Source organism: Pseudomonas sp. 8O (assembly GCF_902506495.1).
Lineage (GTDB): Bacteria > Pseudomonadota > Gammaproteobacteria > Pseudomonadales > Pseudomonadaceae > Aquipseudomonas > Aquipseudomonas chaetocerotis.
In genome coordinates, this window is sequence record NZ_LR733264.1 from 1,918,779 (window position 1) to 1,943,092 (window position 24,314).

Genomic DNA, 24,314 nt, shown 5'->3' on the forward strand with positions numbered 1-24,314 from the left:
CTTTTATCTCCCACCTTGATACAGATCGACGCGCATGTATGCGCTGCGCCCTTCGGCGTATTCCAGGTGCGTCAGCAGCTGCCGACGCACCCGTTCGCACTCTTCGGCGCAGGCGATACGCGCCTGTCCGTGCAACTGCTGCAACTGACCCTTGGCCTCGCGTACCTCGTCGCTCAGGCTGGGCATCCCGGCCAGTAGCTGCAGGCAGGAGCGGATCAGCGCATCGATCTCACCGATACGCGTCCAGTCAGCCTGCTCCAGCGCCTGCGCCAACTGCGCGTGCAGTTGCTGCAGCGCACGCAGTTCACTTGCGCGTTGCATTCACGCCTTCCCAGCCTTCGCGCAGCACACCGAGCAGACCGACCACTTCATCCAACCCCTCCAGCGACAGGCTGACGCTGACATCGGAGAGGCGATAGATGCAGTAGTCGTAGAGCCGCGCCAGGCCCTGCACCAACTCGCCGCCGTTCTCATAATCGAGGGCACCATTGAGACCGCCCAGAATGTTCAGGCACTTCTCCAGGGATTGGCCCTTCTGCTGGTAACGCTTGGCCTCGATATGACCACGGGCACGCGCCAGCTCATCGAGCAGGCCGTCGAACAGCACCAGCACCAGTTCGTAAGGCGAGGCCGCAGCGGCACGCGCCTCGAGGTCCACGGTGCGGTAGCTGTCGTAACTTTCGTTGAGGTTGTAGGCACTCATCAGAACATTCCGTAGGTCTGTTCCATCGCCGCCATGGTCTGCATGAGACCGGTGTACTGACGGAGATAGCGGGCGTAATAGGAGTCGTATTGTTTCTGGATGGTGTCGAACTGCTGATCGACACGGCGCAGCTGGGAGTTGAGGGTGTCCTTGCGATTGCTCAGCAGGCCGCCAGCGCTGCTGGTGTAGACCGCCAGATTCTTGTCCAGGGTATCGAGCAGGTTGCCCTTGTCGGTGAACAGCTTCTCGAAGCCTTCCGGGTTGGCTGCCACGGCCTTCTCGAAGCGGGCGTTGTCGATGGTCAGCTTGCCGTTGCGGTCGGCGACGATGCCGAACTCGGTGAGGCTCACACCGCCAAACGGGCTGCGCACCAACTGGTTGAGCATGGTCTCAATGGCGCGCACGCTGGCATCGCCAGCCAGAGGCCCGCGACCGCCACTCTCGCCACCGCTGGAGGTGAGCGAGTCGAAACTGGTCATCAGGGTATTGAAGGCGCTGACGAAGGTCTGCGTCTTCTCCTTGGTGGCTTTCTGGTCCTGGCCGACCTCCATGGTCAGCGGCGCGTCACCGCTCTTGTGCGCCTTGTTGAAGGTCAGACTGACGCCATCGATGATGTTGTCGAAGGTGTTGCTGGTGCTAGTCAGTTCGATACCGGTCTCGCCACCCAGGCGCACGATGGCATCCTTGGCGACCGACAGCTCCTGCCGGCCGGCCACCGCACCTTCAACCGCAGCATTGCCACTGGCACTCAGGCTGATGGCCTGGTCGGCGCCGGTCTTCTCGCTGGTCAGCACCAGGTTGACCTGGCCATTGCTGCGCACCAGGGTCGCCTTGACGCCATTGTTGTCGGTCGCGCCGTTGATGGCTGCGGCCAGTTCGTCGAGCGTGGCGGCGGCGCTGAGGTCGATATTGAACGCGTCACCGCCCTGACCGATGGTCAGGCTACCGCTACCGAGGTCGCTGTCCTGCAGCCCTTGCAGGGCAACCTGGCTCTTGCTGGCCAATTGCTGAACGAAAAAATCGTAACTGCCGGCCACGGCCTTGGAGCCCACCGTAGCGCTGGCATATCCCTCCTGGCTGAAGCTCGCACTGTTGACCAGCATGCTGCTGCCGGCCAGCTTGAGGCCGCTGGCAGCCGTCTTGAAGGCCTTGAGCGCGGTATCCAGGCTGGTCAGGGCACCGAGCTGCGCCTGGTATGCGGCCTGGTTGCGGTTGGCCTTGGCCAACTGGCCCTGAACTTCGTATTGGGCCAGTTGGGTCGCCATGCTTTGAACGTAATCTGAATCGATAGCCATAGTCGGACACCCGTTTTCCTGTGAGATAGCAATAGCGGTGCCAACAGCTGAAACCCCTGATTTAGAGGGCTTTAGGCGTTCCGCCAGGTGAAAGATCCTTTCCGCTTGCACACTGCTGAACGACGAGCGGAAGGCCAACTTCCGCCTGCGTCACGCAGACGGCGGACGTACCGATTACAAAGGCGACAGCACAGGGGTGTGACTTAAGGAAAACGCCGCAGAGCGTCAGGCGCATCAATGGCAAACCACAGCGTCAGCCGCAGTCGCGGTGCGCAACAACGGAAACACCGGGCACGAGCGAGCGCGCGGCAGGGTTGCGCCGGGATTTTCGGGGAAGAGTGCAGCCGGCTGGCTTTACCGCGCTATTCGCCGCCGACGGCGAAGTTCGGCAGGCTGTTGACCGGCTGACGGAAGTTGAAGGGAATGGACTCGACGGCCAGACCGACGTTGCGCTGCACCACGAAATGCAGGTGCGGGCCGGTGCTGTTGCCGGTGTTGCCGGAGCGCGCCAAGCGGCTGCCGGTTTCCACCCGCTGGCCTTCACGCACGGCGACCGAACCCTTCATCAGGTGCAGGTAAACGCCCATGGTGCCGTCGTCATGCAGAATGCGCACGAAGTTGCCGGCCGGATTGTTGCCGCGGCCGCTCTGCTGGTTCTCGGTCTTCACCACCACACCACCGCGCGCGGCGACGATGGGCGTGCCCTCGGGCATGGCGATGTCCACCGCATAGCGGCCCTTGGGTGTGAAATGGCTGTAGGTGCCATTGGCGCCCTGGGTCTGACGGAACGGACCGCCACGCCAGGGCAGCGGATAACGGTGGATGCTCGGCTGCAGACGCGGATCACCGAGGGCGTAGCGCAACCTCGGCTTGTAGCGCAGCGGCTTGGATGCATCCTGTGGGGCGAGGGTGGCCAGGCGGATATTGCTACGCGGTGGCAGCACCCAGCGAATCGGTTTGTCCGGCGCGCCGATGGCGTTCTGTACCTGTTCCAGCCGCAGTTCGATTTCCACCGGGGCGTACAGGTCATTGCGAATCAGCAGGGTCTCGCCGGCTTCGTGCTTCTTGGTTTCCAGCTTCACCTGGTTGTCCAGGCGCTCGACCATGCGGTCGTTGAACACGAACACCTGCGCGCCAGGCGCAGCCTGGTCGCTATAGGTCACCACGCCGTTCTTGTCGACGTACTTGTAGATGGTCAGCGCAGCGGCCTGGCCGTAAAAGGCCAACAGACTGCAGAGAATAATCAGACGCCCTAGCATAACGACTCGGATCTTATGGCTTTTTGATATCCGGGTTAGCAAGACTAGCAGCGCAACACGGTGCGCGCGAGAGACCGACCGTCAGGCTGTGAACCGGCTCACCGCCGCCGGTCGGGTAGCCACCGTCGACGCTGCGAACTCTGTGGCGGGTTGCACACGCCCTACCGGGCTGCCGGACGGATGAAAACCAACGCGAACGTGCCGTTCAGGCACCGGGACTGAAATGCTTCTGCGCGGTGCCACGGGCGATCAGCCGCGACAGGTAGTCGAGCTTCTGCGGGTCGCGGTCGACGAAGCGAAAAGTCAGTTGCAGCCATTCGCTGTCGGGCTTGGGTTCGAATGCCGCCACCGCGTGCAGGTAGCCATTGAGCCGCGCGGTTTCCGCGGCTTCGCCCTGTTCCAGGTCGAGCACCGCACTCTCCAGCACCTGCGGCAGCTGCTCGGTGCGCTTGACCACCAGCAGTGCCTCCTTGAGGCTCAGCGCCTTGATCACGCAGGCCATGCTACCTAAGGGTAAACGCAGCTGCCCCTGACCACGACCGGCCGGCGACTTGCTTGCGGCAGCCGGGGCAGGTGCCGCACTCGGCGCGGCAGGGACCGGCGTGGGCGCACTGGGCTTTACCACCTCCGCCTTGCCGCCGGTGAGTGCGGCCAGCGAGTCGTTGGCGAAGCCACCCGTGCTCAGCATCTTCGGCGGCGCACTGGACATCAGCGCCTGCAGCTTGCCAGCCCGTTGCAGGGCCTTTTTGACCTTGGTCACCAGCTGTTCGTTGGAGAATGGCTTGCCGATGTAGTCGGAAACACCGGCCTGGATCGCCTGCACCACGTTCTCCTTGTCACCACGGCTGGTCACCATGATGAAGGGCGTGGTTTTCAGGTTGTCCTGCTCGCGGCACCAGGTCAGCAGTTCGAGGCCGGACATCTCCGGCATTTCCCAGTCGCAGAGGATCAGGTCGACCACCTGACGGCTCAACATCTGCTGGGCCTTGCGGCCATTGATCGCTTCCTCGATCTGTACGCCGGGGAAATTATCGCGCAGCCCTTTCTTGACCAGATCACGGATAAAGGTCGCGTCATCCACCACCAGCACACTGACTTTGCTCATCGGCCACTCCTGTACGAATGGCAGTAAGCATAGTCATGGCCAGTGGCCTAAGGCCAACGGAAAACGCCGGACGCGCAACAAATCGCGTTAACGAAACGGCCCGGGAAGTCCCGGGCCGTCAGCACGAAGCAGGCGTCAGTCGTTGGACTTGCCCTCGACCTCTTCACGCATGCGGGTCAGGCCGATATGGCGCACATCGGTGCCACGCACCAGATAGATCACCAGTTCGGCGATGTTGCGCGCATGATCGCCGATGCGCTCCAGCGAGCGCAGCGCCCAGATCACGTTGAGCACGCGGGAGATCGAGCGCGGATCTTCCATCATGTAGGTGACCAGCTCGCGCAGCGCGGTCTTGTACTCGCGGTCGACGGTCTTGTCGTACTGCGCCACCGACAGGGCCAGGTCGGCATCGAAACGAGCGAAGGCGTCCAGCGCCTCCTGCACCATCTTGCGCACCTGATCGCCGATATGACGAACCTCGACATAGCCACGCGGCGACTCACCCTCTTCACACAGCTGGATGGCGCGCTTGGCGATCTTGGTGGATTCGTCACCGATGCGCTCGAGGTCGATCACCGACTTGGAGATGCTGATGATCAGACGCAGGTCGGAAGCCGCCGGCTGGCGACGGGCGAGGATGCGCACGCATTCCTCGTCGATGTTGCGCTCCATCTGGTTGATCTGGTCGTCGATCTCACGCACCTGCTGAGCCAGGCCGGAGTCGGCCTCGATCAGCGCGGTGACGGCGTCGTTGACCTGCTTTTCCACCAGGCCGCCCATGGCCAGCAGGTGGCTACGCACTTCTTCCAGTTCGGCGTTGAACTGCTGGGAGATGTGCTGGGTAAGGTTGTCTTTGTTGATCATGTTTCGCTCCGCGAAAGCTGCCAGCTTGGGTGGCCATGGTGCGCACAGCGCACCCTACACGTTGAGTTTCAGCACTAAGGCCCTTGGAAAATGCTCTCTGGCGCGAAGGGCGCGCGCTGACAGTACGGCGCCCGACAAAGCCAGGGAGTATTTGCCATGGCCTTAGCCGTAACGACCGGTGATGTAGTCTTCTGTCTGCTTCTTGGCCGGGTTGGTGAACAGCGTGTCGGTGTCACCGAACTCGATGAGCTTGCCCATGTACATGAACGCGGTGTAGTCGGAGACACGCGCCGCCTGTTGCATGTTGTGGGTGACGATGACGATGGTGTACTTGCTCTTGAGCTCGTAGATCAGCTCTTCGACCTTCAGCGTGGAGATCGGGTCGAGTGCCGAGCAGGGTTCGTCGAGCAGCAGCACTTCCGGCTGCACCGCCACGGTACGGGCGATCACCAGACGCTGCTGCTGGCCGCCGGACAGACCGAGTGCCGAGTCATGCAGACGGTCCTTGACCTCATCCCACAGCGCCGCACTCTTCAGTGCCCACTCCACCGCCTCGTCGAGCACGCGCTTGCTGTTGATGCCCTGGATGCGCAGGCCATACACCACGTTCTCGTAGATGCTCTTGGGGAAGGGGTTGGGCTTCTGGAACACCATGCCGACGCGGCGACGCAGCTCGGCCACGTCCTCGCCCTTGCGGTAGATGTTGCGCCCGTCGATGTTGATCTCACCTTCCACGCGGCAACCGTCGACCAGGTCGTTCATGCGGTTGAACGTGCGCAGCAGGGTCGACTTGCCGCAGCCGGACGGGCCGATGAAGGCCGTCACGCGCTGACGCGGGATGTCCATCTTGACGTCGAACAGCGCCTGCTTCTCGCCGTAATACAGGTTCAGACCCGGTACTTCGATAGCCGTGGTCTCGTTGGCCAGGCTGAGGCTCTGCTTGTCGCGGCCGAGGGCGGCCATATCGATGCCGTGGGTATGGGTTTCGTGTTGCATAAACTCACTCCGTTCGTAGCTACAAGCTGCAAGCTGCGCGCCGGCGGCGCGCGACTCGTAGCTGCGTTAGTGATCCAGCGCCTTGTACTTCTCGCGCAGGTGGTTACGGATATAGACCGCAGTCAGGTTGAGCAGGGCGATAACGATCACCAGCAGCAGCGCAGTGGCGTAAACCAGCGGACGCGCAGCCTCGACGTTGGGGCTCTGGAAGCCGACGTCGTAGATGTGGAAGCCCAGGTGCATGATCTTCTGGTCCAGGTGCAGGTAAGGGTAGTTGCCATTGAGCGGCAGACTCGGCGCCAGTTTCACCACACCCACCAGCATCAGCGGCGCCACCTCGCCAGCGGCACGTGCCACGGCGAGAATCAGGCCGGTCATCATCGCCGGGCTAGCCATCGGGATGACTACCTTCCACAGCGTCTCGGCCTTGGTCGCGCCGAGCGCCAGCGAACCTTCGCGTACTGCACGCGGAATCCGCGCCAGGCCTTCCTCGGTGGCGACGATGACCACCGGCAGGGTCAGGATCGCCAAGGTCAGCGAGGCCCACATCAGGCCTGGCGTGCCGAAGGTCGGCGCCGGCGCGGACTCGGGGAAGAACAGGCTGTCGATCGAGCCGCCCAGCACATAGACGAAGAAGCCCAGGCCGAACACGCCGTAGACGATCGAAGGTACGCCTGCCAGGTTGTTCACCGCGATGCGGATCACCCGGGTCAGCGGACCCTGATGCGCGTATTCACGCAGATAGACCGCAGCGATCACGCCGAACGGGGTGACGATCACCGCCATCAGCATGACCATCAGCACGGTGCCAAAGATCGCCGGGAAGATCCCGCCTTCAGTGTTGGCCTCACGCGGCTCGTCGCTGACGAACTCCCACAGTTTCATGGCGTAGAAACCGAGCTTGTCGAAAGTACCCATGGCATTCGGGCGGAAGGCCCGCACCACCTTGCCCAGAACGATATCGCTCTCGCGGCCGTCGCTGACACGCACGGTCATGCTGTCGCGGTTGAACTGCTGATAGAGCTCGACAATCTGCGCTTCCAGCACCTTGTAGTCTGCATCCAGTGCGGCACGGCGCTGATCCAGGGCGGCCTGGGCGGCGGCATCCAGCTTGCCCTGCAACTCCAGCTTGCGCCCCTCCAGACGGATTCGCTCGATGCCGTGATTGATCCGGCCAATGTCCTTCTTCTCCAGACGCGACAACTGAGCATGCAACTGATCAACACGCTCGATGCGCTTCTGCAGTTCGGTCCAGGCCGCTTCACCTTCGGCGACTATCTGGCCGTTCTCTTTGACGTTGACCAGGTAGCCATACATGTTGCCCCACTCACGGCGCTCCACCACCATCAGCTCGGCCGGCGTGCGCGGGTTGCTCAGCCACTCACCGATGACCCAGGCGAAGTCGGCGCCGAACAACTCGCGGTTACCCACCTTGAGCAGTTCGCGAGTCATGAACTCGCCGCCTTCCTCGGCCACCGGCATGCCGGCAGCGGCCAGGCGCGCGCGCGGCACTTCCTCGATCTGGGTGATCTCACCAGCCATCACCCGGGCTTCCTGGCCAGGCACTTGGTAGTCGGCCTCGATCACGTCGGCCGGCCAGAAGTGGCCCAGGCCACGGGTGGCGATGACCATCAGCAGGCCCAGGGTCATGATGATGGCGATGGCAACCGCGCCACCACTCATCCATACGCCCGGGGCGCCGCTCTTGTACCAGGACTTCAGGTTGTTCTGTTTCACGGCATCACACCTTGAATGAAATCATTCTTTACCTCCCCTCTCCCGCAAGCGGGAGAGGGGTCGGGGCAGAGGGTCCGTGCTGTTCACGCTACCCTCTCCCGCCCTGCGGGCACCCTCTCCCGGAGGGAGAGAGTCATCAGTTGGCCTGCTGCGCAGGCATGTCTTACAGGCTCGAGTACTTGACTCGCAGTCGCTGGCGAATCAGCTCGGCCAGAGTGTTCATCACGAAAGTGAACATCAGTAGCACCAGCGCGGCGAGGAACAGCACGCGGTAGTGGGTTCCGCCGACTTCCGACTCGGGCATTTCCACAGCGACGTTAGCGGCCAGGGTACGCATGCCCTCGAAGATGTTGATATCCATGATCGGCGTATTGCCGGTGGCCATCAGCACGATCATGGTCTCGCCCACCGCACGGCCCATGCCGATCATCAGCGCCGAGAAGATACCGGGGCTGGCAGTCAGGATCACCACGCGGGTCAGGGTCTGCCAGGGCGTCGCGCCGAGCGCCAGGGAGCCGAAGGTCAGGCTCTTCGGCACGCTGAACACCGCATCCTCGGCAATCGAGTAGATGTTCGGGATCACCGCGAAGCCCATGGCCAGGCCGACCACCAGTGCGTTGCGCTGGTCGAACGGAATACCCAGGTCATTGGTCAGCCACAGGCGCATGTTGCCATCGAACAGCCAATTTTCCAGGTGACCGCTCATGCTCAAGGAAATCCAGCCAACAGCGATCACCACCGGGATCAGCAGCGCAGCCTCCCAGCCTTCCGGCACGCGGTGGCGAATGCTCTCAGGCAGCTTGGTCCACAGGAAGCCGGTGAGCAGAATGCCGACAGGTGTCAGCAACAACAGGCTGAAGATGCCGGGTAAGTGGTTTTCCAGGAACGGCGCGAGGAACAGGCCGGCGAAGAAACCGAGAATTACCGTCGGCAGGGCCTCCATAAGCTCGATCACCGGCTTGACCTTGGTGCGCATGCGCGGCGCCATGAAGTAGGCGGTGTAGATCGCCGCGGCGATGGCCAACGGAGCGGCCAGCAGCATGGCGTAGAACGCCGCCTTGAGGGTACCGAAGGCCAGCGGCGAGAGGCTCAGCTTGGATTCGAAGTCGGTGTTGGCGGAGGTCGACTGCCAGACGTAATCCGGCTCCGGGTAGCTTTCATACCAGACCTTGCCCCACAGCGAACTCCAGGAAATTTCCGGGTGCGGGTTATCCACCACGAAACGCTGCAGCGTGCCGTCCGACTCGACCAGCACACGACTGGCGCGCGGCGACAGGGCGGCAATGGCGCTGCCTTCGGCGACCTGCTGCTTGAGCAGGGTGCGGTGCGCGGTGCTATGGAATATGCCCAGCTGGCCGTCGGCATCCAGCGCCATGAAGCCCTTGCGACGCTCCTCGGGGAGGATCTGGGTGATGGCGCTGTTGCCCAGCTGGAAGCTGCGCACCGGCTGGAAGGTCGATTTACCGTCTGCATCGCGCACCATGAACCACTGCTGGATACCGCCCTTGGCGTCGCCCAGCATGATGGAGATGCCGCCCAGCAGGCTGGTGGCGCTGGTGATGCGATTGGAGGCGTCCTTGAGCAGTTCGTAGCGACCGTTGAGGCTGCGCTTGCGCAGATCGAAGACGTCGGCGGTGGACTCGCCATTGATCACGTACAGCCACAGCTGGCGCGGATCGAGGATCAGCTCCTGGATGGGGTCGGCGATCTGCGGCAGGTTGATGCGATCCTCGCCGAGGCTGACCTCGCCGGTGAACAGGTTCTCTTCGCGGCTCAGCGCGATCAAATGCAACTCGCTGCCGGTGGAGCCGGCCAGCATCAGGGTGCCGCTGTTGAGGTTCAGCGCCACATGCTCCAGAGGACGGCCCTGCGGGTCCAGCGCGATCGGCTGCTCACCGTAGGGAAAGTCGATCTGCGGTGCGATGGTGCGCACATTGTCCGGGTAGGTCACCTTGTAGTTGTGTTGCAGCACCAGCACCTGGCCGTTGGACAGGCCAAGGGCGACGCGGCGACTGCCCGGCTGGTCCTGGCTGACAGAGGCGACGCTGACGCCTTCGGCCAGCGGCAACTGCACGCGGCTCATCGCCTCGCCGTTTTTCAGGTTGAAGAACTGTACGCCACCTGCACGGTCCAGGCGCATGGCCACCTGGTTCTGCTCTTCCATGGCCAGCAGCAGCGGCGCCTGCGCCTCGGCCAGCCAGGCCGGTTGCTGAGCCTTGCGCGGGCTCATCTCGGCGCCCTGGAACATCGGCATCACCACATGGGCCAGGTAGAAGAAGATCAGGGTGATGGCGCCGAGCACAGCCAGACCACCGATGGAGACGTACCAGCGCGCCAGGCGATCCTTCAGCGCACGCAGGCGGCGCTTGCGTTGCAGGGCGGGGGTATTGAAGTCGATACCCAGGGGATTCTGTGATCGGTTCACGGATTCGTTTGCCAAGTCGTTCATGCGAGAAGTCTCTGCGCGGGCTTGATTGCAGCGCATGCGGCTGCCCAGGCTTGTCAATCTAACGGGCTTGTATGACAGAAAGGTTACAGCCAGCTGACATGACGAAGCCCGCCACTCCAAGGAGGGCGGGCCGCGTCGTTTACATCCTCTAGCGCGAAGCCAGACTTACAGACCCAGTTCCTTCAGGGTCTTCTCGGCCACCTTGGCCGGCAGCGGGATGTAACCGTCCTTCATCACCACTTCCTGACCCTGCTTGGACAGCATCAGCTTGATGAATTCGGCGTCCAGCGGGCTCAGGGCCTGGTTCGGCGCCTTGTTGACATAGACGTAGAAGAAGCGAGCCAGCGGGAACTTGCCAGCCAGAGCGTTCTCTTCGTTGGCCTCGAAGGCTTCGCCACCCTTGGAAAGCGGTACGGCGCGGACGCTGGAGGTCTTGTAACCGATGCCCGAGTAACCGATGGCATTCAGGGTGCTGGAGATCGACTGCACCACCGAAGCCGAACCCGGCTGCTCGTTGACGTTGGACTTGAAGTCACCTTTACACAGGGCTTCTTCCTTGAAGTAGCCGTAGGTGCCGGATACCGAGTTACGACCGAACAGCTGGATCGGCTTGCCAGCCCATTCGCCGGTCATGCCCAGATCACCCCAGGTGGTGATGTCCTTGGCGCCACCGCACAGACGGGTGCTGGAGAAGATCGCGTCAACCTGCTCGATGGACAGCGACTTGATCGGGTTGTCCTTGTGCACGAACACAGCCAGGGCGTCGATGGCAACCGGCACGGCGGTCGGCTTATAGCCGTACTTCTCTTCGAAGGCCTGGATTTCGCTGTCCTTCATCGGACGGCTCATCGGACCCATGTTGGCAGTGCCTTCGGTCATTGCGGGTGGCGCAGTGGAAGAACCGGCGGCCTGGATCTGGATGTTGACGTTGGGGTAGTTCTTCTTGAACTCTTCTGCCCACAAGGTCATCAGGTTGGCCAGCGAGTCGGAACCGACGCTGGACAGGTTGCCCGACACACCGGAAGTCTTTTCATAGGTCGGCAGAGCCGGGTCGACGGCGGCTACAGCAGATACGGCGCTTACGCCAGCGGCGGCGAAAGTCAGGGCCGCCATCAAACGCTTCAGTTTCATGCCTTGCTCCTAGCAGGATAGTGTTGGATGGAACGGGCCCAAGTATCTGCAGGCCACGTGACCACTCTATGAAACGAATGTGACAGTTAAATGAACGTCGACGACTTTCGGTTGCGGCAGCGAAAAGGCACTTCGGGTGGTTTGGGGGAAGTGCGGGGGATACCGGACTGGCAAATAAGTGTGTGCTTTCGGTGCCGGCACTATCCGTTAGCGCGTCGTCTGAACGTTTAGGTTTCGCCCCTTACGGGCGAGCAACCGTGTTCAGCGTCAAGCCACTTGAGACCTGAAATGAGCCTGATCACGGAGCATCGCATTGAGGATGGTAAGCAATTTCCGCATGCAGGCGACGACCGCTACGTGTGGAACAACTTACAAGTCACTTTCTCTTGCTTGCCCAAGAGAAAGTAACCAAAGAGAAGGGCACCCCGACATCCGAGCTAGGCGCCCCCGCCCTGCTGCGCCGGGGTTCCCTCGCTCCATCACCACTCCAGGGGCACGACCGGATGCGGCCCACTGACGAAGGGCCATCCCTGGCCCATCACGGCTCTCGCGACATCCATGTCGCTCAACCCCTTCCACGGCGATTCCACTCGGCCTCCTGAAGGGGATTTGGGCGTCGTCTGTGAGATCGCGCTTCAAGAGCAAAAGCCAAACGCCACCGACTTTGATCTTCCGGAGATTTCGCGAGCTCGCGGCCCGGTCCCCTTCAGGAGGCCGAGTGGAGGTGTTGCGTAGGGGAGCGAGCCGCATGGATGCGGCGAGATACCGATGGCGGCCCCACTTAAAGGGCCAGGGATGGCCCTTGTAAGCCGGCCCCCGGAGCAGCGCCGGAGCGAGGGAAGTTTCGCGCAGCGAAACCCGGATGTCGGGGTGCCCTTCTTTGGCACACCTTTCTTGGGCAAGCAAAGAAACGTAGCGAAGCGCAGTAACAGCCGCAGGCTGGCCCGCAGGGTGAGCGCAGCGAATCAAGGTGTGGCGCCCGTAAGGGGCGCAACCCAAACGCTCAACGCACGCGGTAATGGATAGTGCTAAGCCAGTAAGCGATACGCGCACAAACTTACCAATCCGATCCCAACAAAAAAGCCCCCGCACGCAGTGCGTGCAGGGGCTCGGATGACGCGCGGGGGTTACTGCATATTCTGCTTCAGCGCCCGCATGCGGTCGTGGCAAGCCCGTACCTTGGGCATTTCCACGGCCAGCAGCACACGGACATCATTGTCCGCACTTTCCAACGCATCTTCGAAGGCATGCAGAATGCGGTCTTCCGCTTCCTCCAGCTGCGCGACGTAGGTGGCGTCCTCATCCTTGGCCAGCGTCGCGCGGGTGTCGGCGTAGAACTGGCGCAGCTTGCCCAGCAGGGTGCCGCCAGATGCCGGCTCGCTCTGGTTGGCCGCGACCTTGACGCTCAAGGCGTCGATCACTTCAGTCTTGGCGCGCACCATGTCGCGGAACAGCGCCTGCAGGCGAATATCCTTGACCTCTTCGTGGGCATGCTCATAGAAGCGCTTGCCGTCACGGGTGATTTCGATCAGTTCATTGAGTTGTGCGGTCTTGCTGCTCATGGATTCACTCCTTGGCGATGGGACTTGCGAGATGACAGCCGCTCGAGCGGCTGCGGTGGATTGAAACTCAGCTGCTGATACGCAGGGCGTCGGCGTCGACGCCACGCACACCACGGATGTTGCGAGCGATCTCGACTGCCAGGCGCTTCTCGGCACTGCTCAGCACGTTGCCACGCAGGCTGACCAGGCCGTCGTCGGTGTTCACCGCAATATTCATGGCATCCAGGTTGCGGCTGTAGAGGAAGCTGGCCTTGACCTTGCTGGTGATCCAGCTGTCACTGATGTTCTCGCGCGCTTCGTCGAGTGTGGTTTGCACTTCGCTGCTACTGCTGTCGGCAGTGCTGATGCTGAGGTGGTTGAACACTTCGCGCACGCCATCGGTATTGGCTGCCAGCTGGCCTGCCAACTCTTTGGCCGCCGGCGTCTGCGCATGGCCACTGAGGGTGATGTTGCCGGTTTCGCTCTTGACCTGAATATCCAGGCCGCGGGTGTTGCTGTTCCACAGCAACTTGGATTTCACCGTGGCAGCCAGGCTGGCGTCCTCAAGGCGCTGCACCATACTCGGCGCATCGCCCTCGACCGCGTCACTGCTGACCTCGATGCGATTGTCCACCGAATCGATGCCATCTATGCTCAGCGCCACCTGCTCGGCCAGCTCTTTCTGAACCTCGCTCTCGACCTTGCCGCTGAGGGCGGCCTCACCGTCCTCAACGTCGATATCGAGCTTGAAAGGGTTGAGATGCCGGTTGAGCGCGAAGGCTGTCCAGATCGAACCTTCCTGGCGTGCCGCATCCAGTTGCTCAGATAGCTGACCTTCGGCAGCGTGGCTGGCCAGAGGCGTCAAACCGAGCATCAGCGCGGTGCCAGCGGCCAGTAACAGAGGCTTGAACGGGGGCATGAGTTAACTCCTGTTCGTGAGACGATGCAGGGAATATCGCAAGCCCCGTGCCAGCCATCTTAAAATTAAATTCCTTTTTAAAACATAGACTTAACAACCATAAAGGCACCCTGCCTGCATGCAGGGTGCAGCATCGGCACAGTCGGGCCGTGCAACTTGCATGGTTTTTACCTGACTAAGCTGCATTGACCCGTCAGATGGAGCATATACATGGCAGTTTCAGAGCAAACCAGCGGACGCATCCTGCTGGTGGACGACGAAGCGGCAATCCTGCGTACCTTCCGTTACTGCCTTGAAGACGAAGGCTATGACGTCGCCGGCGCCAGCAGCGCGACACAAGCCGAGGCGCTGCTACAGCGACAGGTCTTCGACCTGTGCTTTCTCGACCTGCGCCTGGGCGAAGACAACGGCCTGGACCTGCTGGCGCAGATGCGCATCCAGGCACCCTGGATGCGCGTGGTGATCGTCACCGCCCACTCCGCCGTGGACACCGCCGTCGATGCGATCCAGGCTGGTGCCGCCGATTACCTGGTCAAACCCTGCACCCCCGATCAACTGCGCCTGGCCGCCGCCAAGCAACTGGAAGTGCGTACGCTGGCCGCACGCCTTGAGGCTCTGGAGGGTGAGGTGCGCAAAGCCAAGGATGGCCTCGATTCACACAGCCCGGCGATGATGGCGATTCTGGAAACGGCTCGTCAGGTCGCCGCTACCGACGCCAACATCCTCATTCTCGGCGAATCCGGTACCGGCAAGGGTGAGCTGTCGCGTGCCATCCACGGCTGGAGCCGCCGTGCCAAGCGCACCTGCGTAACCATCAACTGCCCATCGCTGACGGCCGAGCTGATGGAAAGCGAACTGTTCGGTCACGCCCGCGGCTCCTTCACCGGTGCCAGCGAAAGCACTCAGGGCCGCGTCAGCCAGGCCGACGGTGGCACCCTGTTCCTCGACGAGATCGGCGACTTCCCGCTGGCCCTGCAGCCCAAGCTGCTGCGCTTCATCCAGGACAAGGAGTACGAACGTGTCGGCGATCCGGTAACCCGCCGCGCCGATGTGCGCATCGTCGCCGCGACCAACCTGGACCTCGACGAGATGGTCCGCGAAGGACGCTTCCGCGAAGACCTGCTTTACCGCCTCAACGTCATCACCCTGAAGCTACCGCCGCTGCGCGAACGTCACGAAGACGTGATGGGCCTGGCAGAGCGCTTTCTCGCCCGCTTCGTCAGCGACTACGGGCGCCCGGCGTGCGGTTTCAGCCCCGAGGCTGCCGCCGCCCTGCAGGCTTATCACTGGCCAGGCAACATTCGCGAACTGCGCAACGTCATCGAACGCGCCAGCATCATCTGCCAGAGCGAAACGGTGGAAGTGACTCACCTCGGCCTCGGCGGCAGCACCGAAGCACCCAGCAGTACCGTGCGCGTCGGTGCCGCGATGAGCCTCGAAGAGCTGGAAAAGGCGCATATTGCCGCCGTGCTGGCCAGCAGCAACACCCTCGACATGGCGGCCAAGACGCTGGGTATCGATACCTCGACCCTCTACCGCAAACGCAAGCAGTACAACCTCTGACCACGGGATCTCCATGAAGCTGTCGATGAAGCTTCGCACGCGACTGTTCCTCAGCATCTCCGCGCTGATCACCGTGGCACTGCTGGGCTTGCTGCTCGGCTTGTTCAGCGTCACGCAAATGGCACGCAGCCAAAGCGACCTGATCCAGCGCGGCTTCGACGCCGTGCAGATCGGCCAGAAACTGCGCCAGCACCTGGGCGACGAACTGATCGTGCTGATCGATCAGCAGCCCGATGCGCAGCGCCTCGAAGCCATTCGCAAGTCGTTCCGTGCCACCTTCGATGAGGGGCTCAAGGCCAACCTCGATGACGACTATTTACGCAGCCTGGAACAAGCCGCAGCGCTTTACGCTGAAATGGAAGAGGCAGCCAACAGCGCTACAGCGCCCGGCGAGACACCGCACGATCTGGGCAACCACAAGCCCTTCATCGAAGCCTTTCAGCACCTGCGTGATCACCTGCTGGCGCAACAGGACCAGGTCGTCGACTGGGTCATCTCGGCCGAAAGCCGTGCTGGCGAACGCTCCCAGCTGATCGCCGGGCTCCTGGTGCTTATCGGCCTGGCCGTCTTGGCGATTGGCGTACTGACTGCCCACGGCATCGCCCGCCGCTTCGGCTCCCCCATCGACATGCTGGCGCGGGCCGCCGACCGTATCGGCCAAGGCAAATACGACGTGGTGCTGCCGGTATCCCCGGTGTTCGAGCTGGCCGTCCTGAGCCGCCGCTTCGGTCTGATGACCGAGTCCCTGCGCGAATATCACTCGAGCAACCTCAAGCAACTGCTCAACAGCGAGGGCCGCCTGAAAGCGGTGCTCGACAGCATCGACGATGGCCTGGTCATCCTCGACGCCCAGGGCAACATCGAACACGCCAACCCAGTGGCGCTACGCCAGCTTTCCTGGCAGGCCGATATCCTCGGCCAGCCGATCGGGCCGCTGTTGCCTGATCATGCAGTGGACGAGGCGCTGCGCCAGGTGCTGGCAGGCGAACTGCTGCATGAGCCGCCGGCTGACCTGCAGATCGAACGCGACGGCGAGACCAGGCTACTGGCCTGGGCCCTGACTCCGATTCAGCTGCGCGAGGGTGGTAGCGTGGGGGCAGTGATGGTGCTGCGTGACGTCACCAAGCAACGTGCCTTCGACCGAGTGCGCAGCGAGTTCATCCTGCGCGCCTCGCATGAGCTGCGCACGCCGATCACCGGTATGCACATGGCGTTCAGCCTGCTGCGCGAACGTCTTTCACTGCCATCAGGCGGACGCGAGCAGGAACTGATACGCACCGTCGACGAGGAGATGCATCGGCTGGTGCAGTTGATCGACGACCTGCTCAACTTCTCGCGCTACCAGAACGGTGTACAGACCCTCCAGCGTCGCCCCTGCGACCTCGGCGAAATGATCCAGCAGATGCCTCAACGTTTTACCGAAAGCGCAGAGGAACGCGAAGTAACAGTGCTCTGCGAAGTCCACGAGCCACTGCCGCAGCTTGAACTCGATGCCGCGCAGCTAAAGCGGCTGCTCGATAACCTGACCGACAACGCCCTGCGCTACAGCAACCCGGGTGACAAGATATTGCTGCAGGTGCGTCGCCATGGCGAACAGGTGATCGTCAGCGTGCAGGACGAAGGTGAAGGGATCCCCTTCGAACAGCAGGCACGGATTTTCGAACCCTTCGTTCAGGTCGGCCGGCGCAAGGGTGGCGTCGGCCTGGGACTGGCGCTGGCAAGGGAGATCGTGCAATTGCACGGTGGCCAGCTAAGGGTTCATTCACGCCCCGGCGAAGGCGCCAACTTCTATTTCAACCTGCCGATCTGATCGGTCATTGCGGGCGACGGTAGGCCCCGGTGGGCTACGCCCGGCCCACCCTACGCACCCTATGGGGAGGGAGTGCTGCTCGCAGTGCAGTTCATAGCGGCTTCAGCGCAGCACCGGGTCGAACTTGATACGGCGCCCGGCCATCAGCGCGACCAGAAAGCCCGCACCGAAGACGACGCAGCCTCCCTTGAGCAGCAGGGCGACACCCCCGTCCAGAGCGGGGCTCAGCCATAGCACGGCCACACTCGATAGGGTCAAGATCAACAACAGGATGGCACTTCTGGACACGGCAGGACTCCTTGTCGGTCAGAACACCCAGCGCGGGGTGCTGCTGGCAGGACGTGGCTCACGGTTGGCGGTATCGGTGTCACCCTCGCCGGAAATGCGCACCCACTGCGCATCGTCACCGACGGCACCGACAGCGCGAGTTGGCTGCGTGCGCAGTTCGGCAGAGCCTTCCTGCTGCGCAGCGACACGCGATTCCCACACCGGCGAGTTGGAAAGGGTGAACTCGGCCGTTTTGGCGATGGCGCCAGCCGAATCACTGAAATCTTTGGCGTAAGCTCCGTTGACCAGCAATGCAGCGACGCAAAACAGGCTCACTCGGACGATGTTCATGACGCTTCTCCATCAGCAGATCAGTCGGGGGGCTTACATAACTGATTCTGCAGCGCTCATGCCAACATCAATGAATGGAAAATATCCTTACAAATCAATTATTTAATACAAATCTCAACACCCTCGCTCATGCACTTTGCAAGATGCATGAATCACGACACGTGCAATTTGCACGATCAACTGCGTAGCGGCAGCAGAATGCTGAAACAGGAGCCCTCGCCGAGACGACTGCTGAGCTCGATGCGCCCGTCATGGGCCTGGACGATCTGCTCGCTGATGAACAGGCCGAGCCCAAGCCCCTGCGCGACGCTGGCTCCAGAGACGCGCTCGAACTGCTCGAAGACCCGCCGCTGGTCAGCCTCGGAGATGCCCAGCCCCTGGTCACGCACCTCGGCACGGACCACATCGTCCACCGCCCTCACACGCACCGATACGGGTTTACCACCCCCGTAACGCAGGGCGTTGGTCAGCAGGTTGGCCAACACCTGCTCGATGCGGAACTCGTCCATCATCACCGGTGCCGGTCCCTCGACGTGCAGCTCGATATGGCTGCCCGTATGGGTGAACTGCGCGGCCAGGCTCTCCACCACGTTGCCAGCCAGCACGCCGAGGTCGCCGGGTTCTGGACGCACGGAAAGCTTGCCGGTACGAATGCGCGAAACATCCAGCATGTCGTCGATCAGGCGGCTCAGGCTGCGGATCTGTCGCTCGTCGCGTGCCACCATCTCCTGCAGCTTGTCCGGGGTGAAGGCATCCATGCGCCCCTGCTCCAGGCGCAGGCGGCGCAGTTGCACGTCGAGGATCAGACCATTGAGTGGCGTGCGCAGCTCGTGCGAGGCGATGGACATGAACACGTCACGCATCTGCACCGCTTTCTGCAGCTCGCCCTGGGTCTCGCGCAACTCGGCGAGCAGCGCCTCCTGCTCACGACGCGCCGCCTCGACCACTTCCAGCTGCATACTCAACGCCTTGCGATGGCGGTACAGCTCGACGAACATCGCCACCTTGCTGCGTACCTCGAAGGGCGATAGCGGCTTGTGCAGGAAGTCCACTGCGCCGCTCTCGTAACCACGGAAGGCGTAGTCCATGTCGCGGCCAACAGCGCTGACGAAGATGATCGGGATATGCTTAGTCTTTTCCGTGCCGCGCATCAGCTCGGCCAGCTCGAAGCCGTTCATGCCCGGCATCTTGACGTCGAGAATGGCCAGGGCGAACTCATGCTCGAGCAGCAGCGACAGCGCCTCGTCGGCGCTGCTGGCCTGGAACACGGTGCAATCCTCACTCTGAATCAACGAACGCAATGCCAGCAGATTTTCTGGCAGGTCGTCGACGATCAATACCTTGGCTTCAATCTTCCTCAGCATGGCAGGGCATCCAGTTCGGCCAGCAGCGGGCGCATGGCATTGATAGACAGGAGAAAATCCGGTTTCAGCAGGGCCAGCGCAGCATTCGGCATGGTGGGCACCTGCGCGTCGGCAGGCTCCTGCACCAGGGTCAGGCCGCCGGCCTGTTTGATCGCCAGCAGACCGGCCGCGCCATCCTCGTTGGCGCCGGTGAGCAGCGCGGCAGCCAACTGCTCGCCATAGGCATCGGCAGCGGACTCGAAAAGAATATCGATCGACGGCCTGGAGAAATGCCGTGGCTCCTCACGACTGAGGGAGAAGCTGCGCTCGGTTTCGATGGACAGGTGGTAACCGGCGGGCGCCACGTAGACCACGCCGCCACGCAGGTACTCCTTGTCCTCGGCTTCCTTGGCGGGCAGTTGCAGGCGTCGCTGCAGCAGATCGGCCAGCAGACTGTCGCTACGATCCGGCTGATGCAGCAGGCAGACAACCGGCAGCCGGTAATCCGGCGGCAGGTCCTCGAGCAGGCTCAACAGCGCCTCTACCCCTCCGGCCGAGGCGCCAATCAGCAGGGCCTGCAGCGGCGCACGCACCTGGCCGCGGAGGTTGATCCGTTGGCTGCTCATCGCTTGCGGAAAATCCGCTCGGGCCGCGACACCGCTTCGAACTGCCGGGCATAGGCGGAAAAATCCAGGCTTTCCTTGCTGCCCAGACCGAGAAAACCACGGTGGCAAAGGGATTCGTGGAACAGGCCGAGTGCACGGTCCTGCAGATCGCGGTTGAAATAGATCAGTACGTTGCGGCACGACACCAGATGGGTTTCAGCAAATACGCTGTCGGTGGCCAGACTGTGATCGGCGAAGGTCACATTGGCACGCAACGACTTGTCGAACAGCACCCGGTCATAGGCCGCCGAGTAGTAGTCGGAGAACGCACGCTTGCCACCGGACAGCTGGTAGTTCTGGGTGTAGGTGCGCAAATTGTCGAGGGCGAAGATGCCCTGCTCGGCCTTCTCCAACGAGTGCGGATTGATGTCGGTGGCGTAGATCATGGTGCGTTCCAGCAGGCCTTCCTCGTGCAGCAGAATGGCCAGGGAATACACCTCCTCGCCGGTGCTGCAGCCAGCCACCCAGACCTTCAGCGAGGGATAGGTGTGCAGCAACGGCACCACCTGCTCGCGCAGGGCGAGGAAATATTCGGGATCGCGGAACATCTCGCTGACCGGGATAGTGAGGTACTGCAAAAGCTGCATGAACGCCTGCGGCTCATGCAGGATGCGCTCCTGCAACGCCGAGATGGTCGGGCAATCCAACTGGGTCTGCGCCTGGCGTACACGGCGCTTGAGCGAAGCTTTCGAGTAGTCGCGAAAGTCGTAGCTGTAGCGCAGGTAGATCGCCTCGATCAGCAGGCGCAGCTCGATTTCGTCAGGCATCACAGACGCTCCAGCTTGGGCATCCACACGCGGATCAGGGAGAACAGGCGATCCAGGTCGATGGGCTTGGCCAGGTAATCGTTGGCGCCAGCCTCGCGGCAGCGCTCCTGGTCATCCTTCATCGCCTTGGCCGTGACTGCAATGATCGGCAGGTTCTTCCAGCGATTCTCCAGACGAATCTGCCGGGTGGCCTCGTAGCCGTCCATCTCCGGCATCATCACGTCCATCAACACCAGGTCGATGTCTTCGCGCTCGCGCAGCTTGTCCAGCGCTTCGAAACCGTTGCGCGCGACTTCGACCGTGGCGCCCTTCTGCTCCAGCGCGCTGGAAAGGGCGAAGATGTTGCGCACGTCATCGTCCACCAGCAGCAGGCGCCGGCCCTCGAACAGCTTGTCGCGGCTGCGCGCGGTCTTGAGCATGCGCTGGTGCTCGCTGGACAGCTCGGCCTCGACCTTGTGCAGGAACAGGGTGACCTCATCCAGCAAACGCTCCGGCGAACGCGCGCCCTTGATGATGATCGAGCGCGAGTACCTGAGCAGCTCGGCTTCCTCGTCGCGGGTCAGGTTGCGCCCGGTGTAGACGATCACCGGCGGGAAGGAACAGATGTCCTCCTCAGCCATGCGCCGCAGCAACTCGTTGCCCTGCATGTCGGGCAGCTTGAGGTCGATGATCATGCAGTCGAACACCGTATCGCGCAGCTTCTCCAGCGCTTCGCCAGCCAGTGCGACGGCGGTGATCTCGATGTCTTCGTCGCTGATCAGGCGGGCAACGCTGTCGCGTTGCAACGGGTCGTCCTCGACCAGCAGCACGCGCTTGACCTGCTGATTGAGCTTGGCCTCGAGCCTGCCGAAGACGTCCTTGAGCTGATCGCGACTGGTGGGCTTGAGCGCATAGCCAACCGCCCCCAGATGCAGCGCAGCCTCGCTCTGATCCTCCACAGAAACCACATGGACCGGGATGTGACGAGTCTGCGGGTCGTCCTTCAGACGTTGCAGCACACCGAGGCCGGAGCCGTCGGGCAGGCGCATGTCGAGCAGGATGGCATCCGGGCGGTACTGACGCGCCAGTTCCAGACCCTCATCGGCGCAAGTAGCGACCAGACAGACATAGCCCAGTTCGTGAGCCAGATCAAAGAGGATGCGGGCGAAGCGCACTTCGTCCTCGACCACCAGCACGCGGCGGCCGCCACGCTCATCGAGGTGCTCGCGATCATCGGCGAAAGGCGCTGGCGCTCGCGGCATCACTGGCGCGGCAATGGCTGCGGCGACCGGCTGCGAGGGCTCGGCCGCCACCCGAGGCGCGGCAATCGGCTGGCTGGGAGCTGCACCTTCGACCAAACGCTCGGGCAGCAGCAGGGTGAAGGTACTGCCTTCGCCTGGCGCGCTGCTGACCGTGATCGAGCCACCGAGCAACCCGGCCAGGTCACGCGAGATGGACAGCCCCAGGCCGGTGCCGCCATAACGACGGTTGGTTGTGCCATCGGCCTGGCGGAAGGCTTCGAAGATCGCCTGCTGCTGATCCGCAGCGATGCCAATGCCGGTATCGCGCACGGCGAAGGCCAGGTAATGGTCATCCTGCCGCGACACGCTGAGGGTCACGCCGCCGCGGTCAGTGAACTTGAAGGCGTTGGACAACAGGTTGCGCAGGATCTGTTCGGCACGCTGGCGATCTGTGAACAGCACCTGCGGCAGCTCGCCTTGCTGTTCGATCTCGAAACTCAGGCTGCGCTCGCCAGCCAGCGGTACGAATACATCACGCAAGCCTTCGAGCAGGCTCGCCAGCGGCGTGCGCTCGGGGCGTATCTCTAGCTTGCCGGCCTCGACCTTGGCGATATCGAGAATGTCGTTGATCAGATTGAGCAGATCGTTACCGGCCGAGTAGATCGACTCGGCGAACTTGACCTGTTCGTCGTTGAGATTGCCGTTGCCGTTTTCCGCCAGCAGCTTGGCCAGGATCAGCGAGCTATTGAGCGGCGTGCGCAGCTCGTGACTCATGTTGGCAAGAAACTCGGATTTGTAGCGGCTGGCGCGCTGCAGCTCCTCGGCACGCTCCTCCAACTGAGTCTGAATACGCCCGAGGGTGGTGTTGCGCTGGTCCAGCTCGTCACGTTGGTCGGCCAACGTCTGCGCCTGTTCGGAGAGTTTCTCGTTGGTCTGCTCCAGCTCGGCCTGCTGGGTTTCCAGGTGCGCCTGAGACTCCTTGAGCACGCGCGCCTGCTGCTCCAGCTCCTCGTTGGCCGCGCGCAGTTCTTCCTGCTGGGTCTGCAGCTCCTCGTTGAGTTGCTGGGTCTGGCCGAGTACCTCTTGCAGTCGCTGGCGATAGCGCGCAGCTTCAAGCGCCATCCCGACATTGCTGGCGATGGCCTCGAGGAATTCGCGCTCGCGCGGCTCCAGTACGCGCATGAAGGCCAACTCGACCACACCGTTGATGCGGTCTTCGGACTGCAGCGGCAGCAAGGCGACGCTCACTGGCTGGCCTTCTCCAAGACTCGATGCGACCTTGATGTAATCAGCCGGCAGATCATCCAGGCAGACCAGACGACGGCCACGAGCAGCCTGTCCGATCAGGCCCTCACCGCGATAGAAATGCTCCTTGAGGCTGGCGTCTTCACTGAAGCCATAACCGGCAACGCGCGTGAGGTCGCCCGTCTGGGCATCGCGCAGATACAGGGCGGCGACCACGCAATCGAGGTACTCGGCAAGAAACTCAAGGGAGCGGTCGGCCAATTCCTGTACCTGCGGCTGGCCGATCAAACGCTCCGCCAGCAGGTTCTGACCACCACCCAGCCAGGCGCGGCGACGCTGCTCATCGGCGTAATCGGACTGCTTGGCCATGGCCAGTGAATAAGTCTGCGAGAGATTCATCAGCTCGCGGCGACCGAACAGCGCCAACAGGGCACTGAACAGGATGCTGACCACCAGGTAGATGCCGGCCCCCCATAGCGTGGTGCTGCTTACTTCGGCATTGCGCTGCTGCCGTAATTCACGTTCGCTGTTGATGAAGGTATCCAGCTCGCGGCGCATGCCATCGGTAAGATTCTTGCCGCGGCCACGCCCGACCTCTGCCATGAAGTTGCCGCCATCGCGGCGGCTGCCAATCACTTCCTGAGCATAGAGATCCCACTGCTCCTGCATGGCCAACAGACGTTCGAGACGCTGCACCTGCGACGGGTTGTCCGAAACCATCTCGATAAGCTGTTCGGTCTGCGGACGAAACTTGCCGCGCGCCTGCTCGTAAGGCGCGAGGTAGTCCTCTTCGCCGCTGAGCAGGAAACCACGCATGCCGGTTTCCAGGTCCAGCGTCAGCTTGTACACCTCGCTGGCTCTGTTGAGCACCTGGTCGGTGTGCTCGACCCAGCGGATCACGTTGAGCAGGTAGCCGATCAACAGCGCGAAGAACAGCGCGCCGACCACCCCCAGGCCGAGCGGCAGCCCGACGTTACGGTTGAGAATCCGGCGAAACCCTTTTTCGTCCATTGCGGACTCATTCGACATTGGGACGTCCATTCGATGATTGTCTCGCTTGTTCTTGTCTGTCCGGGGAAGGCGT

At 62.4% G+C, this 24,314-nt stretch carries 20 protein-coding genes; 2 read left to right on the top strand and 18 right to left on the bottom strand.

Annotated features, from left to right (window positions below; all coding sequences use genetic code 11):
- Positions 1 to 3: 3 nt before the first annotated feature.
- From GV002_RS11625 to GV002_RS11680, 12 genes are all read right to left on the bottom strand, one after another.
- Positions 4 to 321, bottom strand: coding sequence for a hypothetical protein (locus GV002_RS11625; RefSeq protein ID WP_160018520.1), 318 nt, complete (start codon positions 319 to 321; stop codon positions 4 to 6).
- A complete protein-coding gene (fliS, locus tag GV002_RS11630; protein ID WP_017676447.1) occupies positions 305 to 703 on the bottom strand; it encodes a flagellar export chaperone FliS in 399 nt (132 codons plus the stop codon). The genes GV002_RS11625 and fliS overlap by 17 nt, the downstream gene beginning before the upstream one ends.
- The gene (gene fliD, locus GV002_RS11635; RefSeq protein WP_160018521.1) at positions 703 to 1,998 is read right to left on the bottom strand and encodes a flagellar filament capping protein FliD; all 1,296 of its coding nucleotides are present in this window, start codon (positions 1,996 to 1,998) and stop codon (positions 703 to 705) included. The genes fliS and fliD overlap by 1 nt, the downstream gene beginning before the upstream one ends.
- 362 nt (positions 1,999 to 2,360) lie before the next feature.
- The gene (locus GV002_RS11640; protein ID WP_160018522.1) at positions 2,361 to 3,257 is read right to left on the bottom strand and encodes a peptidoglycan DD-metalloendopeptidase family protein; all 897 of its coding nucleotides are present in this window, start codon (positions 3,255 to 3,257) and stop codon (positions 2,361 to 2,363) included.
- A 205-nt stretch (positions 3,258 to 3,462) separates the two neighbouring features.
- Positions 3,463 to 4,362, bottom strand: coding sequence for a response regulator (locus GV002_RS11645; RefSeq protein WP_160018523.1), 900 nt, complete (start codon positions 4,360 to 4,362; stop codon positions 3,463 to 3,465).
- Positions 4,363 to 4,497: 135 nt separating this feature from the next.
- The gene (phoU, locus tag GV002_RS11650; RefSeq protein WP_072423651.1) at positions 4,498 to 5,226 is read right to left on the bottom strand and encodes a phosphate signaling complex protein PhoU; all 729 of its coding nucleotides are present in this window, start codon (positions 5,224 to 5,226) and stop codon (positions 4,498 to 4,500) included.
- 162 nt (positions 5,227 to 5,388) lie between these two features.
- Positions 5,389 to 6,222: a phosphate ABC transporter ATP-binding protein PstB gene (gene pstB / locus GV002_RS11655; RefSeq protein WP_160018524.1), complete on the bottom strand. Its 834-nt coding sequence runs from the start codon at positions 6,220 to 6,222 to the stop codon at positions 5,389 to 5,391.
- A 66-nt stretch (positions 6,223 to 6,288) separates the two neighbouring features.
- Complete coding sequence (gene pstA, locus GV002_RS11660) at positions 6,289 to 7,905, bottom strand: phosphate ABC transporter permease PstA (protein ID WP_178094678.1); 1,617 nt, start codon at positions 7,903 to 7,905, stop codon at positions 6,289 to 6,291.
- A 217-nt stretch (positions 7,906 to 8,122) separates the two neighbouring features.
- The gene (locus GV002_RS11665) at positions 8,123 to 10,408 is read right to left on the bottom strand and encodes an ABC transporter permease subunit (RefSeq protein ID WP_160018526.1); all 2,286 of its coding nucleotides are present in this window, start codon (positions 10,406 to 10,408) and stop codon (positions 8,123 to 8,125) included.
- A 165-nt stretch (positions 10,409 to 10,573) separates the two neighbouring features.
- The gene (locus GV002_RS11670) at positions 10,574 to 11,539 is read right to left on the bottom strand and encodes a PstS family phosphate ABC transporter substrate-binding protein (RefSeq protein WP_160018527.1); all 966 of its coding nucleotides are present in this window, start codon (positions 11,537 to 11,539) and stop codon (positions 10,574 to 10,576) included.
- 1,127 nt (positions 11,540 to 12,666) lie between these two features.
- Positions 12,667 to 13,101 (bottom strand): ferritin-like domain-containing protein, encoded by a 435-nt coding sequence (locus GV002_RS11675; RefSeq protein WP_160018528.1) that lies wholly within the window; start codon positions 13,099 to 13,101, stop codon positions 12,667 to 12,669.
- Positions 13,102 to 13,168: 67 nt separating this feature from the next.
- On the bottom strand, positions 13,169 to 13,999 hold the full coding sequence (locus tag GV002_RS11680) for a BON domain-containing protein (RefSeq protein ID WP_160018529.1): 831 nt from the start codon (positions 13,997 to 13,999) through the stop codon (positions 13,169 to 13,171).
- A 210-nt stretch (positions 14,000 to 14,209) separates the two neighbouring features.
- Here GV002_RS11680 and algB point away from each other — a divergent pair, with 210 nt between their 5' ends.
- Both algB and GV002_RS11690 read left to right on the top strand, forming a co-directional pair.
- Positions 14,210 to 15,562, top strand: coding sequence for a sigma-54-dependent response regulator transcription factor AlgB (gene algB, locus GV002_RS11685; RefSeq protein WP_160018530.1), 1,353 nt, complete (start codon positions 14,210 to 14,212; stop codon positions 15,560 to 15,562).
- Positions 15,563 to 15,575: 13 nt separating this feature from the next.
- Positions 15,576 to 17,372: an ATP-binding protein gene (locus GV002_RS11690; RefSeq protein ID WP_160018531.1), complete on the top strand. Its 1,797-nt coding sequence runs from the start codon at positions 15,576 to 15,578 to the stop codon at positions 17,370 to 17,372.
- A gap of 102 nt (positions 17,373 to 17,474) precedes the next feature.
- Here GV002_RS11690 and GV002_RS11695 read toward each other — a convergent pair whose 3' ends face one another.
- The 6 genes from GV002_RS11695 to GV002_RS11720 form a co-directional block, all read right to left on the bottom strand.
- Positions 17,475 to 17,660: a PA3371 family protein gene (locus GV002_RS11695; protein ID WP_160018532.1), complete on the bottom strand. Its 186-nt coding sequence runs from the start codon at positions 17,658 to 17,660 to the stop codon at positions 17,475 to 17,477.
- Positions 17,661 to 17,678: 18 nt separating this feature from the next.
- The gene (locus tag GV002_RS11700) at positions 17,679 to 17,990 is read right to left on the bottom strand and encodes a hypothetical protein (RefSeq protein WP_160018533.1); all 312 of its coding nucleotides are present in this window, start codon (positions 17,988 to 17,990) and stop codon (positions 17,679 to 17,681) included.
- A 176-nt stretch (positions 17,991 to 18,166) separates the two neighbouring features.
- Positions 18,167 to 19,354, bottom strand: coding sequence for a hybrid sensor histidine kinase/response regulator (locus GV002_RS11705; RefSeq protein ID WP_160018534.1), 1,188 nt, complete (start codon positions 19,352 to 19,354; stop codon positions 18,167 to 18,169).
- Positions 19,348 to 19,959 (bottom strand): chemotaxis protein CheB, encoded by a 612-nt coding sequence (locus tag GV002_RS11710; RefSeq protein ID WP_160018535.1) that lies wholly within the window; start codon positions 19,957 to 19,959, stop codon positions 19,348 to 19,350. The genes GV002_RS11705 and GV002_RS11710 overlap by 7 nt, the downstream gene beginning before the upstream one ends.
- Complete coding sequence (locus tag GV002_RS11715) at positions 19,956 to 20,765, bottom strand: CheR family methyltransferase (RefSeq protein ID WP_160018536.1); 810 nt, start codon at positions 20,763 to 20,765, stop codon at positions 19,956 to 19,958. Before GV002_RS11715 ends, GV002_RS11710 begins: the two co-directional genes overlap by 4 nt.
- Entirely contained in the window at positions 20,765 to 24,259 is a 3,495-nt protein-coding gene (locus GV002_RS11720) for a response regulator (RefSeq protein WP_160018537.1), read from the bottom strand. Before GV002_RS11720 ends, GV002_RS11715 begins: the two co-directional genes overlap by 1 nt.
- Positions 24,260 to 24,314 lie beyond the last annotated feature (55 nt).